At 52.8% G+C, this 13365-nt stretch carries 15 protein-coding genes, 1 pseudogene and 1 riboswitch; of the genes and pseudogenes, 9 read left to right on the top strand and 7 right to left on the bottom strand.

All coding sequences use genetic code 11. The features are described from left to right. Positions 1–2 precede the first annotated feature (2 nt). The gene (locus ACOTY9_RS04240; protein ID WP_014884289.1) at positions 3–1376 is read right to left on the bottom strand and encodes an MFS transporter; all 1374 of its coding nucleotides are present in this window, start codon (positions 1374–1376) and stop codon (positions 3–5) included. A 178-nt stretch (positions 1377–1554) separates the two neighbouring features. On the opposite strand from ACOTY9_RS04240, the gene kdgR reads away from it, so the two are divergent. After that, positions 1555–2346, top strand: coding sequence for a DNA-binding transcriptional regulator KdgR (gene kdgR / locus ACOTY9_RS04235; RefSeq protein ID WP_014884288.1), 792 nt, complete (start codon positions 1555–1557; stop codon positions 2344–2346). A 66-nt stretch (positions 2347–2412) separates the two neighbouring features. Here the strand turns inward: kdgR and ACOTY9_RS04230 are convergent, their stop codons facing one another. Beyond that, a complete protein-coding gene (locus ACOTY9_RS04230; protein WP_014884287.1) occupies positions 2413–2652 on the bottom strand; it encodes a YobH family protein in 240 nt (79 codons plus the stop codon). Between the two features lie 160 nt (positions 2653–2812). Between ACOTY9_RS04230 and mgrB the strand changes: the two genes are divergently transcribed. The 6 genes and pseudogenes from mgrB to rlmA all read left to right on the top strand — a co-directional run bounded on the left by mgrB (position 2813) and on the right by rlmA (position 7179). Beyond that, on the top strand, positions 2813–2956 hold the full coding sequence (gene mgrB, locus ACOTY9_RS04225; protein ID WP_014884286.1) for a PhoP/PhoQ regulator MgrB: 144 nt from the start codon (positions 2813–2815) through the stop codon (positions 2954–2956). A gap of 74 nt (positions 2957–3030) precedes the next feature. Continuing rightward, positions 3031–3321, top strand: a complete 291-nt coding sequence (locus ACOTY9_RS04220; protein ID WP_014884285.1) for a YebO family protein — start codon at positions 3031–3033, stop codon at positions 3319–3321. 671 nt (positions 3322–3992) lie between these two features. Then, positions 3993–4137: pseudogene (locus tag ACOTY9_RS04215) on the top strand (DUF2627 domain-containing protein). 12 nt (positions 4138–4149) lie between these two features. Further along, positions 4150–4359, top strand: coding sequence for a transcription antiterminator/RNA stability regulator CspE (gene cspE / locus ACOTY9_RS04210; RefSeq protein WP_001062678.1), 210 nt, complete (start codon positions 4150–4152; stop codon positions 4357–4359). A gap of 218 nt (positions 4360–4577) precedes the next feature. After that, positions 4578–6296 (top strand): peptidoglycan glycosyltransferase FtsI, encoded by a 1719-nt coding sequence (gene ftsI, locus ACOTY9_RS04205; protein ID WP_032629033.1) that lies wholly within the window; start codon positions 4578–4580, stop codon positions 6294–6296. Positions 6297–6363: 67 nt separating this feature from the next. Next, positions 6364–7179 carry a 23S rRNA (guanine(745)-N(1))-methyltransferase gene (rlmA, locus tag ACOTY9_RS04200; protein ID WP_213782456.1) on the top strand — a complete coding sequence of 272 codons (816 nt, stop codon included), beginning with the start codon at positions 6364–6366 and terminating at the stop codon, positions 7177–7179. On the opposite strand, the gene mntP is transcribed toward rlmA, so the two are convergent. The 5 genes from mntP to manX all read right to left on the bottom strand — a co-directional run bounded on the left by mntP (position 7176) and on the right by manX (position 11338). Continuing rightward, entirely contained in the window at positions 7176–7742 is a 567-nt protein-coding gene (gene mntP, locus ACOTY9_RS04195; RefSeq protein WP_032629253.1) for a manganese efflux pump MntP, read from the bottom strand. The genes rlmA and mntP overlap by 4 nt on opposite strands. Positions 7743–7752: 10 nt before the next feature. Next, positions 7753–7943: riboswitch (yybP-ykoY riboswitch) on the bottom strand. Positions 7944–8142: 199 nt separating this feature from the next. Beyond that, positions 8143–8601, bottom strand: coding sequence for a DUF986 family protein (locus ACOTY9_RS04190; RefSeq protein WP_032636217.1), 459 nt, complete (start codon positions 8599–8601; stop codon positions 8143–8145). A gap of 62 nt (positions 8602–8663) precedes the next feature. Further along, positions 8664–9515 (bottom strand): PTS mannose transporter subunit IID, encoded by an 852-nt coding sequence (locus ACOTY9_RS04185; protein WP_006810994.1) that lies wholly within the window; start codon positions 9513–9515, stop codon positions 8664–8666. 12 nt (positions 9516–9527) lie between these two features. After that, a complete protein-coding gene (manY, locus tag ACOTY9_RS04180; RefSeq protein WP_008500490.1) occupies positions 9528–10328 on the bottom strand; it encodes a PTS mannose transporter subunit IIC in 801 nt (266 codons plus the stop codon). A gap of 47 nt (positions 10329–10375) precedes the next feature. Then, positions 10376–11338: a PTS mannose transporter subunit IIAB gene (manX, locus tag ACOTY9_RS04175; RefSeq protein WP_014884279.1), complete on the bottom strand. Its 963-nt coding sequence runs from the start codon at positions 11336–11338 to the stop codon at positions 10376–10378. A 264-nt stretch (positions 11339–11602) separates the two neighbouring features. Between manX and ACOTY9_RS04170 the strand changes: the two genes are divergently transcribed. Then, positions 11603–11812, top strand: a complete 210-nt coding sequence (locus ACOTY9_RS04170) for a protein YoaL (RefSeq protein ID WP_370991304.1) — start codon at positions 11603–11605, stop codon at positions 11810–11812. Continuing rightward, the gene (gene yoaE / locus ACOTY9_RS04165; RefSeq protein WP_014884278.1) at positions 11800–13359 is read left to right on the top strand and encodes a CNNM family cation transport protein YoaE; all 1560 of its coding nucleotides are present in this window, start codon (positions 11800–11802) and stop codon (positions 13357–13359) included. The genes ACOTY9_RS04170 and yoaE overlap by 13 nt, the downstream gene beginning before the upstream one ends. Positions 13360–13365: the final 6 nt, after the last annotated feature.

Below are 13365 nucleotides of genomic sequence, written 5' to 3'. Positions count from 1 at the left end.
TTTTATGCCTGAACCCTGGGCTGGGTAACGCGCAGACCGCTGACGATGGCCGCGAGGGTGGCAAGCGCGCCGGCGGTGAGCAGCGCAACGTGGTTACCGTTTTGCCCGGCAAGGTTAAACATCAGGGCAACCAGCGCCGCGCCGCTGCTTTGCCCCAGAAGGCGCGCAGTTCCCAACATCCCGCTGGCGCCGCCACTGCGGTGACGGGGCGCAGAGGTGATGATGGTGTGATTATTGGGGGACTGAAACAGGCCGAACCCCGCACCACAGAGGATCATGCGCCAGACGATGTCCAGATCGCTGGGTGATGACGGTAACAGTGCCAGCGCGAAAAGGCCGGTTGCCATGACGGCCAGTCCCACCGCACCCAACAAACCGGCATGGATACGTTCAATTAAGTAACCCGCTAGCGGCGCCATCACCATCGTCGCCAGTGGCCAGGGCGTTAGCAGCAGCCCGGTCTCCACCTCCGAACGTCCTACCACGCTTTGCAGAAAGAAGGGCAGAGAAACCAGCGCCAGCATCTGAGCGCAGAACGAGCAAATGGACGTACAGATGGAGAGCGAAAAGAGGGGGATACGCAGCAGATCTACCGGCAGCAAAGGAACGGGCAGGGCGAGCTGACGGCGAACAAAGAAGAATCCTGTTACCAGCAGGGCGATAAGCTCGATGCCGGTAAGCGCCATGGATTGCCCCTGAGCAAAGCCGCTCAGGGCTGTAATCAGCAGACCAAAGGTCAGTGCATTCATCACTGCGCTGGGGACGTCAAAACGCGGCATGGTACTTTTGGGGCCGTTAGCAGGAAGAAAACGCAGGGCAAAGAAGATAGCCACGATACCCAGCGGCACGTTTATGGCAAAGAGCCATTGCCATGAGGCGACAGAAAGTATGGCTGCTGCAATTGTTGGTCCGGCGGCGGAGGAAACCGCGACAATAAACGAGTTTATCCCCATCCCGCGTCCAAGGTGGCGCTGCGGATAGATCAAGCGGATCAATGCCGTATTTACACTCATCAGCGCCGCACCGCCAAAGCCCTGCGCTATGCGCGCCAGCGTCAGCGTGTGCAATGAGTCAGACAGGGCGCATAACAGCGAGGTAAAGGTGAACACCACCAGGCCGCACTGATAGACCCGACGGTGGCCGAACATGTCGCCGAGGAAAGAGAAGGAGAGCAGGGAAATCACAATCGCAATCTGATAGGCGTTAACAATCCATATCGAGCTGGCCGGGGAGGCCTGCAGGTCGCTGGCGATAGTGGGCAGGGCAACGTTCGCAATCGCGCCATCGAGGACGGCCATTGAGATCCCAATAATAATCGTAGCAATGGCGCCGTACCGCAAGGGCAAAGGCAGACCATCGGAAAGGTTCTTTTCCATTGGGGATAAAAAGCTCAGGGTGAAATTATTCTCGGGGTAATGATTCTAGCACTGTCAACGCCGTTATATGTCGCAGATTTGTAACGAAACAAACGCGCATTGATTGCAGGTAACATCACAGGAATTTATAATAAAAACCGGTTCTGATTTTTATAAAACACTCTCTATGAGGTGGTAAATGGCAATTGCGGATTTGGATAAACAGCCAGATTCTGTTTCTTCCGTGCTGAAGGTGTTTGGCATCTTACAGGCGCTCGGAGAAGAGCGTGAAATTGGTATTACAGAGTTGTCGCAGCGTGTGATGATGTCGAAAAGCACCGTTTACCGCTTTTTGCAAACCATGAAGTCACTGGGTTATGTAGCGCAGGAAGGAGAGTCTGAAAAATACTCTCTGACGCTAAAGCTGTTCGAACTGGGTGCCCGGGCGCTGCAAAACGTTGATTTGATCCGCAGCGCGGACATTCAGATGCGTGAGATCTCCCGTCTGACCAAAGAGACCATCCACCTGGGTGCACTGGATGAAGACAGCATTGTTTACATCCATAAAATCGACTCCATGTACAACCTGCGTATGTATTCGCGCATTGGCCGCCGCAACCCGCTTTATAGCACGGCAATTGGCAAGGTTCTGCTGGCGTGGCGCGATCGCGAAGAGGTGAAGCAGATCCTTGATGGTGTGGAATATAAACGCAGTACGGAACGAACCATTACCAATACTGATGAACTGTTAACGGTACTCGACAAGGTGCGTGAACAAGGATACGGCGAAGATAACGAAGAGCAGGAAGAAGGGCTGCGCTGCATCGGCGTTCCGGTGTTTGACCGTTTTGGCGTGGTGATCGCGGGTTTAAGTATCTCTTTCCCAACCCTGCGCTTCTCAGAAGAGCGTCTGCACGAGTATGTGGCTATTCTGCACACTGCCGCGCGTAAGATTTCCGAGCAGATGGGCTATCACGACTATCCCTTTTAACGCGTTTTAGCATAAAAAAACGCCGCATTTTCTGCGGCGTTTTTCGTCAGTGGTTAACCAGGCCAGTTAGCCATTATCAACCACGACGGACATCTTTCTCAGTACCGGGCAGTTGGTTAAACCAATGATGCCGCTATCAGAATGGAGATACTGCGCCGTGCTTACGCCTTGTGCTGTTACGTACTTACACTGAATACCTAAGCCTGCTGCATTTTCGGTGCTTCCCACAAGCACACCGTAGCCGGTTAACAAAAGTCCAATCCAGAGTATCGCCAGTACTATAATCGTTCGAATGATTACGCGCATTGTTACCTCTTTTATCGTTGTTATCATGAGGCTAGCCTAAACGGTTTACGTAATGAAACAAGTGCAGGATTCTGAAAAAGACCTGATGTTGGTACAGTTAGTCCTTGTTTAAGGTCACCGTGATAACCTGGCTGTATCAGGTCTTTAGACGGAGTGTGGAGTGAAAAAAATACGCTGGGTGATTCTGATTGTCGTACTGATAGCGTGCGTGGTGTTATGGACGCAGACGATCAATGTGATGTGCGATCAGGATGTACAGTTTTTTAGCGGCGTTTGCGCAATCAATAAGTTTATCCCGTGGTAGCACGCATTTTTTCTTAAGGTGATTTCCTTCCTTCGCACCAGTGGTAAAATAGGCGTTTTTATTGAGGTGGTGAAATGGGTGAGTTACTGAACTCAGGGTTGCTGAATGTAGCATCCCTGATGATCTCTTTGGTTGTTCTGCTGGTGGGTCTGGTCATTTGGTTTTTCGTGAACCGTGCCAGTTCCCGTACAAACGAGCAGATTGAACTGCTTGAAGCGCTGCTCGATCAGCAAAAGCGTCAGAATGCGCTGCTGCGTCGTCTGTGCGAGGCTAACGAACCGGAAGGGAAAGACGAGTCAAAAGAGGCTGTCGCTGAAAACAACCAGGATCAGGACGATTTTATCCGTCTGGTGGCTGAGCGCTGATTGCCGTGTCCCGGGAGGGACTGTGGTCTGGTTCAGTCCAGGTGTAATCCCTCCCTGAAAACGCGTTAAGTGGTAAGGCAGATAATTTAGCACCAGTTAATAGTACTTTCAGGATACTGAAAACTGGCGATTATTTATCCTTATAAACGAAGCGATGAATTGTTGCATATATTCTGTATGTATCTACGCTCAAAAATGTTTTATTTTTATCGAAACGTTTTGCTTGCCTTGTTTTGATGCAGCGTCATAAAAATTTCATTATTTTGGTGCATAACCCTCCTTATTACCTGCTGCATTTTAATACAGTTCGGTGCGGATTATTAACATTGAGTTTTTCCTGAAACAATACGCCCCCGTTGCAATGATTTAAGCATAAGTTTTCACAATTTGTTCTAACTCAATCAATTCCGAAGATTTCTTTTCACGGTTGCTGGACGCATTGTAATGATTGAGCTATGTTAAAAAAGTCTTAGATTACAGTGCTTGCGAAAGCACCGTAGAGCCTGTGTAAGAGCGTTAAGCTGTCTGTGTGTATCGCGCATAATTGTGCAAATCCTTACAGACAGTGTTCGAATTTGTGCGGCGGATCGAGACATGTTTAAAAATGGCTTGCCATATTAAACATAGTGTGTGATAACACGTTTTGGGTCAAACGAGGTACAGTTCTGTTTATGTGTGGCATTTTCAGTAAAGAAGTCCTGAGTAAACACGTTGTCGTTGAATACCGCTTCTCTGCCGAACCTTATATTAGTGCCTCATGCAGTAATGTCTCAGTTTTATCTCAGTCAATGCCTGCGGGCTAAGAAAACACTCTAAGGAATTTTGCAAATGGCAAAGATTAAAGGTCAAGTTAAGTGGTTCAACGAGTCTAAAGGTTTTGGTTTCATTACTCCTGCTGACGGCAGCAAAGACGTGTTCGTACACTTCTCTGCAATCCAGGGTAACGGCTTCAAAACTCTGGCTGAAGGCCAGAACGTTGAGTTCGAAATTCAGGACGGCCAGAAAGGCCCAGCTGCAGTTAACGTAACTGCTATCTGATCGAACCGCTGCTGACTGAAGCGCGTAGCACTTCAATCTCAGACATAAAGCCTCGCACAATGCGGGGCTTTTTTATGCCCCTATCTTTCAAAATATGACTATCCTCTGTCTCGTTAGCAACTTGTTGCAAAGCTGCGAGGTTAGAAGCACAGTTTCGCCTCCCTCAGCGCATCTTTTCCCGTTAAATCAGAGCGTTGTTTAACAGCTCTGGGGTTCAGGTGAAAAAGAAATTAATTATGAGCGCTGGTAATTTCACACCAGCGCGTTTTGCGCTGCTCTGTTTTGCTATTTTCTGCAGTCTGGCTTTTTTACTGGGTCGTGTTGCCTGGCTACAAATCATCAAACCAGACAACCTGGTGAAGCAGGAAGATATGCGATCGCTGCGTCAGCTGACGATTGATGCTCCACGAGGGATGATCACGGATCGTGAAGGCCGACCTCTGGCGGTCAGCGTGCCCGTCAGAGCCGTATGGGCCGACCCTAAAACGGTACTCGCAAAAGGGGGCGTTGGTTTTGACGATCGCTGGCAGGCGCTGGCGAGCGCGCTTCATCTCTCCCTGAATACCCTCTCTTCGCGCATTAACGCCAATCCCAGGGGCCGGTTCATTTACCTGGCTCGTCAGGTTGATCCTGCGCAGGCCAAATGGATTGATAAACTGAATTTGCCGGGAATTAACCTGCGTGATGAATCGCGCCGTTTTTACCCGGCAGGCCACGTGGCGGCCAATCTGATTGGCTTCACCAATATTGACGGGCAGGGCATTGAAGGGGTGGAAAAAAGCTTTAATACTCAGCTGACGGGTAAAGCGGGTGTCCGACAGGTAAGGGAGGATCGCTACGGCCGGGTGGTTGAAAACCTGACGGAAGTTGCGCCCACGCCAGCGCATAACATTCAGCTCAGCATCGACGAGCGGCTACAGACCATTACCGAAGACGCGCTGGATAATGCCGTGGCCTGGAATAAGGCCGAGTCAGGGGCATCGGTATTGATCAATATCCCAACCGGCGAAATACTCGCCATGGCGAGTTACCCGGACTTCAACCCCAATAACCGGGAAGGCGCGACAATTAACGATTTTCGTAACCGGGCTATTAGCGATACGTTCGAACCCGGTTCGACCGTTAAACCGCTGGTGCTGATGACGGCGCTGCAGCAGGGGCTGGTCCAGCCGGACAGCGTGATTGACACCCATCCTTATACACTTGATGGACACCGTATTCGCGACGTGGGCTACTACCCGGAGCTGACGATGACCGGGATCCTGCAGAAATCGAGCGATACCGGAGTCTCCCGGCTCTCGCTGGCGATGCCCATACAGCACCTTCTTGATACCTACCGGAACTTTGGTTTTGGCACGAACACGGGTCTTGGCTTAACGGGGGAGAGCGCGGGCCTGTTGCCACAGCGTAAGTACTGGAGCCAGCTCGACCGCGCGACCTTTGCCTTCGGCTATGGCCTGATGGTGACGCCGCTCCAGCTTGCCCACGTCTATGCGACGATTGGCGGATTTGGACTGGAGCGTCCCCTGTCGATCACCCGCATCGATCCCCCCGTTATCGGGCACCGCGTTATGCCGGAGGAGATCGCGCATGAGGTGGAGCATATGATGGAGAGCGTTGCGCTACCCGGTGGCGGTGGCGTTAAGGCCGCGGTGCGTGATTACCGCGTGGCGGTAAAAACCGGTACGGCGAAGAAGATTGATGACAGCGGCAAATATGTCGATAAATATGTCGCCTATACCGCGGGCGTCGCGCCTGCGAGCGATCCGCGTTTTGCGCTGGTCGTGGTGATTAACGAGCCTCAAAACGGGGCGTACTACGGTGGGGCGGTTTCAGCGCCGGTTTTCAGCGAAATCATGGGCAACGTGCTGCGCCTGGAGAATATAAAACCTGATGGCCTCCCGGCCGGTTCTGACCACCTTATCGTCATGCGGTAATCCAGCCGTTTTATAGCGGGGCGAATAGCGGTACACTTCGCCCTTTGGTTTATGCCCCGGAGTTGCCATGTCCTTCAGTTGCCCCCTTTGTCATGCGTCGCTGATGCGCTCAGATAAAAGTTATCGTTGTCCGCAGGGACATCAGTTTGATATGGCGAAAGAAGGATATGTGAATCTTCTGCCGGTGCAGCATAAGCGCTCCCGCGATCCGGGCGATAGTGCGGAGATGATGCAGGCACGCCGTGCATTTCTCGATGCCGGACACTATCTGCCGCTGCGGGAGACAGTTGCGCAGATGCTGGATGATATGTTGCCTGATTCGGCGTCCGCCATGCTGGATATCGGTTGTGGAGAAGGATACTACACCGCGCGGTTTGCGGAAGTGGTGCGTGAGAAGGGGGCCGTAACATTCGGTCTCGACGTGTCGAAAGTGGCCATTCGCGCGGCGGCAAAGCGTTACGCGGACGTGACGTTCTGCGTGGCATCCAGCCACCGGCTGCCGTTTGACGATGCCAGTATGGATGCTGTTATCCGCATTTATGCGCCCTGCAAGGCGGAAGAGCTGGCTCGCGTGGTGAAGCCGGGCGGATGGGTGGTCACCGTAACGCCGGGCCCGCGTCATCTGATGGAGCTGAAAGGGCTGATCTATGATGACGTGCGTCTGCATGCCCCCCATTCTGAACAGCTGGCAGGTTTTACGCTGAAGCAGGAGCAGTCAGTGGCGTATCAAATGGATCTGGAGGGGCAGGAGGCGGTAGCACTGTTGCAGATGACGCCGTTCGCGTGGCGGGCAAAACCGGAAGTTTGGGCGGCGCTAGCGGCCCGGACGACGTTTAGCTGCCAGACAGATTTCAGTATCCATGTCTGGCAGCGCGACGCTTAACCCGCGAAGTGTGCCCAGAGGATCTGGGCACCAATGCCGATCAAAACGATACCGCCTAAGATCTCGGCGCGTTTACCCAGTAGCGGGCCGATAAAGCGTCCGACCATTATGCCCAGCGTGGACATAATAAGTGTTGCACAGCCAATGGCCAGCGCAGTGGCGATAATGTTAACCTGCAGGAAAGCCAGACCCACCCCGACGGCCATGGCGTCAAGGCTTGTGGCGATAGCGGTTGTCACCAGCAGCCAGAATCCATGGCGGTATTGCGGCTCCGCATCTTCATCATCCCCGCCGCGAAAACCCTCGATGACCATTCGGCCACCGAGAAACACCAGCAGAACGAACGCGATCCAGTGATTCCACTCGAGCACGAACTGGCTGGCGAGCATACCCAGACCCCAACCGATGAGCGGTGTCAGCGTTTCGATGGCGCCAAAAATCAGCCCGGTACGCAGTGCTTCTGAGAATTTAGGTTTGTGGAGCGTGGCACCCTTGCCAATGGAGGCAGCAAAAGCGTCCATGGACATGCCAAAAGCGAGAAGGATCGTAGCGGAGATATTCATAACAGCGTCCAGACCGGGGATATCCATATGACACATCACTGCCCCCAGTAAACAGCAGTTGATGTATCTATGGTCTCGCCTGATCTCTTTTGCACCGTAAGCGTGCTGAAAGCGATCCGTACGTGCCACGTTTTTCAACGAGTATGTTGACACGTACATTTCCTGCGTGCAGGAAATCGGCTACTCCCCAACGACGGGCGCAACCTTAACATATTTTGAGAATATAAAACAACATCGAGGAAGGCTTAATTTACTCGCTTTCTTGATAACGATTTTCATTTAGGTTTATGCGTGAAAATATCGTTAATGAATATAAGTCAAAAGAGGATAGCAGATATAGCAACGGCTATATTCAGGGTGAGAAAATAGCGTAATATATAGCCGATGCTATAAATTTAACTTATTGAGTTTTAAGGAGTAATGTGTAGATTTTCTCAAGGTCATCAATATTCTTGACCCGGATGAGCAGGCGGCGTTGTTCTAATTGCATCACTAACACACCGTCTTCGGATAAATTCATCTCTTTAATGCGGTTATATTCTATCCATACGTTGGCGAAGAAGAATCCGCGTTTTTTAAAAATGAGTTTTGGCGAACGGATCCAGAAAAGGTATATCGCCATTAATGCCAGCGCACATAATAACCATGTGGTTAATATTGCACCGTGGCTGGTGACGTTATTGTAGATCAGAATGACCACCAGACCCGCGAAGATAAACGCATCAATGCGTCCGCGGCGTAAGAGGGGAAGGGTCAGTAGCGTCTCGCCGTGGCGGCGAGGCATAATGAACTCGTCATAGATAGCGTAAGCCAGAAGGGCGACAATAAATAAAACCAGTACGATGTCCGTGACAGTCATTCATCCTCCGGATAACCGATAAAAAAACCGGGGGCAAGCCCCCGGCGTCTCACGTTACTGCTTTACAGACCCAGCAGGCCGACAGCGTAGCCCGCGATACCGATGACGAAGAAGCCAACGATGATCCACAGCGGGTTCACCTTCTTACGCAGCAGCCACATACAGGCGAAGGTCAACAGCAGCGGTACCAGGCCCGGCATCAGCTGATCCAGGATAGTCTGCACGGTGGTGACGCGGGTCTGACCATCCTGGCCGGTGATGGTCGATACCACCAGCGGGATGTTCACGTGCGTCCACTTGTTCACTAGTGCCCCCATCACAAACAGGCCCAGGATTGACGCCCCCTCGGTCAGTTTCTGCAGGAAGCCGCCGCCCATATCCTTAACAATATCCACGCCCTTGCGGTAGCCGTAGGCCACGCCGTAGTAACGTGTCAGCAGTCGCACTGCGTTGAACAGGATAAAGAACAGCAGAGGACCGAGCAGGCTGCCGCTCATGGCGATCCCCGCCCCCAGTGCTGCAAAGACCGGACGAACCGTACCCCAGAAGATAGGGTCACCTACACCGGCCAGAGGACCCATCAGACCGACTTTGATACCGTTGATCGCACCATCGTCAATCTCTGCGCCGTTGGCACGCTGCTCTTCCATCGCCAGCGTTACGCCCAGAACCGGCGCGGCTACATATGGATGGGTGTTGAAGAATTCCAGGTGACGCTTAATCGCCTGACGTCGTGCTTCGTTATTTTCCGGGTACAGGCGCTTGATCGCCGGTACCATGGAGAAGCAGAAGCCCAGCGCCTGCATACGTTCGAAGTTCCATGAACCCTGAAACAGGTTAGAACGGATGAACACGCCACGAATATCACCCGGAGTGAGTTTTTTCTCGGTGGTAGTTTTTGTCATATCAACCATTTCGCTCACCTGTTAGTCCAGTTCGTTATCGAGATCGTTGTTACCAGCAGCCTGCGCTGGGGCACCCGCAACGCGGTTATATTTCGGGCTGAGCTGGATGTAGAGAATTGCCATGACGGCACCAATGACACCCAGTGCAACCAGGTTGAAGTTGGTGAATGCTGCGGTCACGAAGCCGAGGTAGAAGAATGGCATCAGGTAGCCTGCGCGCATCATGTTAATGACCATCGCATAACCAACGACCACGATCATACCGCCCGCGATGTTCAGACCGCCGGTGACCACTTCTGGAATGGCGTTCAGCATGCTCTGGACTTCACTGGTACCGACTGAGATCGCAACGATAACCGCCGGAATGGCAATACGCATCGCCTGCAGGAACAGGGATGAAACGTGGATCCAGGAGAGTGCCGTAAGGTTGCCGTTTTCGGCCGCCTTATCCGCCGCGTGCTGGAAAGCAACGGTGATGGTACGTACGATAATGGTCAGAACCTGGCCTGCTGCGGCCAGAGGGATGGCCAGAGCGATACCTGCACCGATACTCTGATGACCGGCAATAACCAGAACGGTCGAAATGATGGAGGCCAGCGCGGCATCTGGCGCAACGGCAGCACCGATGTTCATCCAGCCGAGGGCGATCATTTCCAGCGTACCCCCGATGATGATACCGGTTTTCATATCACCCAGTACGGCACCAATCAACGTACAGGCCACCAGAGGACGGTGGAACTGAAATTCATCAAGTACGGATTCCATACCCGCAATACATGCGACGACGAACACCAGCACAATCTGAAGAGTGGTAATCTCCATTGTACTTCTCCTATTACATAAGCTTTATGTGAAAAACCGGCGCGGGCTTATTTCCCAACTTTACCGATCAAATCCATCATTTTCAGTTTCTGGTCAGTGGAAACTTTACGGGCTTCCAGCTCAATACCGCGCGCATTCAGCTTGTTGAATGCCTCGATATCTTTCGCATCGACTGAAATGGCGTTGTTGACCTGCGTTTTGCCCTGACGGAACGCCATACCCCCAATGTTCACGGAGGTGATTTTCACGCCGCCTTCAACAATGCGCTCAACGTCTGTCGGGTTAGTAAACAGCAGCATTACGCGTTCACCCGCGTATTTCGGGTTGTTGTAAACGCGGATCATCTTGGCGACATCCACCACGTGCGCGGTGACGCCAGGAGGAGCAACCTGAGTCAGAAGGGTTTTACGTACGGTGTCGGCGGCAACTTCGTCGCTGACGACGATAATGCGGCGAACGTTGGTCTCTTTAGTCCAGCGCGTTGCCACCTGGCCGTGGATTAAGCGGTCATCAATACGTGCAAGGCCGATGACCATATAATCATTCGGGCCCATGGGTTTTGCCGGTGTAGCCACTTTCGGTGCTGCTGCCGCGGGAGCGGGTTTCTCAACCGGCTGTGCTTTCAGGGCTTTCACGCCTTCACGGCCCGTTTCAACCGCCAGGGCGACAAGCTCATCAAACGTCGGGTTGTCGTCGCGCGCCATAAAGGTTTCCACCAGCATGGGAATGTTAACGCCGGCGACGACTTCATAATGCTCTTTATCGACGACAATACGGCTGGCAGCATTGAACGGGCTGCCGCCCCATGTATCAACGAGAAACAGCACGCCTTTGCTGGTATCCAGCTTCGAGAGTTGAGCGTTGTACTTCTCAATCAGCGTCTCGGCGTTTTCACCGGGAACGAAATCGATCCAGCCGACGTTTTCCTGCTCGCCCAACAGCATCTCTGCCGTTTTGAGTAGCTGCTCAGCAGCCCAACCATGTGTGCCTATGACAATAGCAATGGTCACTTGCTACCTCCTTTTATTATCATTAATACGCCTGCCGGGCAGACGTACTGAGAATCGTATTGGCGAACCGAATCGATTCAGATAAGGGTTAGAGTTCAAAAAACTAAGACTTCCGCGAATTATTTTAGACAGTGAAAAAATAATTTATGTGATGAAGATCCGTAATTTAGCTTTCCCGATCGAGAAAATTCTCAACACAAATTTAGTCTTATTGCGTTTTTGCAAAAGAACGTAAATCTTTGCTTAAAACCTGGTGTCTCTGATATGTTTAGCCTCCGTTTACCTGTTCAGGAGTATAGGGCTACAGCCCACTATATGGACCGTCACCGACGTCAGTCATCTTTCAGGCCAATTTGCGCCTTTTTCACCGGCGATCCTCGCCATGTACCGACTCTGTCTTCCTCTGTTTTGCCCACGTTGAGTGGGGCACCGTTTCGTCATTCCTTTAGCAGGAGCTTGTCATGGAATTCTTAATGGACCCGTCAATCTGGGTGGGATTGCTCACGCTGGTGGTGCTGGAGATCGTTCTCGGCATCGATAACCTGGTGTTTATCGCCATCCTTGCGGATAAGCTGCCGCCAAAACAGCGTGATAAAGCGCGTCTGATTGGCCTCTCGCTGGCGCTGGTCATGCGACTGGGACTGCTTTCCGTCATCTCCTGGATGGTCACGCTGACAAAACCGCTGTTCTCCGTCATGGATTACACCTTCTCGGGGCGTGATTTAATCATGCTGATCGGGGGGATATTCCTGCTCTTTAAAGCGACCACGGAACTCCACGAGCGGCTGGAAAACCGTCAGCACGACGATGGACACGGTAAGGGCTACGCCAGTTTCTGGGTGGTGGTGCTGCAGATCGTCGTGCTGGATGCGGTCTTCTCGCTGGATGCGGTAATCACGGCGGTCGGCATGGTGAACCATCTCCCGGTGATGATGGCGGCTGTGGTCATTGCCATGGCGGTAATGCTGCTGGCGTCGAAACCGCTGACGCGTTTCGTCAACCAACATCCGACGGTGGTTGTGCTCTGTCTGAGCTTCCTGCTGATGATTGGTCTGAGCCTGGTAGCGGAAGGTTTTGGCTTCCATATTCCGAAAGGTTATCTGTACGCCGCAATTGGCTTCTCGATCCTGATTGAACTGTTCAACCAGATTGCGCGCCGGAACTTTATTAAGCAGCAGTCGAATCAGCCGCTGCGTGCCCGTACCGCGGATGCCATTCTGCGTCTGATGGGCGGTCGTCGCCAGGTGAACGTTCAGTCTGATACTGAAAACCGTAATCCGGTGCCGGTTCCGGAAGGGGCGTTTGTAGAAGAAGAGCGCTACATGATCAACGGCGTGCTCTCCCTTGCTTCCCGTTCGCTGCGCGGAATCATGACCCCGCGCGGGGAAATCAGCTGGGTCGATGCGAACCTGAGCGTGGATGAAATTCGTCAGCAGTTGCTCTCTTCACCGCACAGCCTGTTCCCGGTGTGTCGCGGTGAGCTGGATGAGATCATCGGCGTCGTGCGCGCGAAAGAGATGCTGGTGGCCCTGGAAGAGGGCGTCAACGTCGAAGCCATTGCGGCTGCATCGCCTGCGATTGTCGTGCCGGAAACGCTGGATCCGATCAACCTGCTGGGCGTGTTGCGACGCGCACGCGGCAGCTTCGTTATCGTCACCAACGAGTTCGGTGTGGTGCAGGGGCTGGTCACGCCGCTGGACGTGCTGGAAGCGATTGCCGGTGAGTTCCCGGATGCCGACGAAACGCCTGAGATCGTCGCCGACGGCGAAGGCTGGCTGGTTAAAGGCACGACCGACCTGCACGCGCTCTCGCACACGCTCGGGGTGGAAAACGTGGTCAACGATGAAGAAGACATCGCGACCGTTGCCGGTCTGGTTATCGCCGTGAACGGGCAAATCCCGCGTATCGGGGATGTGATTGAGTTGCCGCCGCTGCACATTACCATTGTTGAAGCCAACGACTATCGCGTTGATATGGTCCGTATTGTTAAAGAACAATCTGTCCACGATGAAGAAGAATAGCTCTGC

The organism is Enterobacter cloacae complex sp. SHL012 (assembly GCF_049237505.1).
GTDB lineage: Bacteria > Pseudomonadota > Gammaproteobacteria > Enterobacterales > Enterobacteriaceae > Enterobacter > Enterobacter kobei.
Note: the sequence above shows the minus strand (reverse complement) of the source record. Positions and strands in the feature narration are given on the sequence as shown.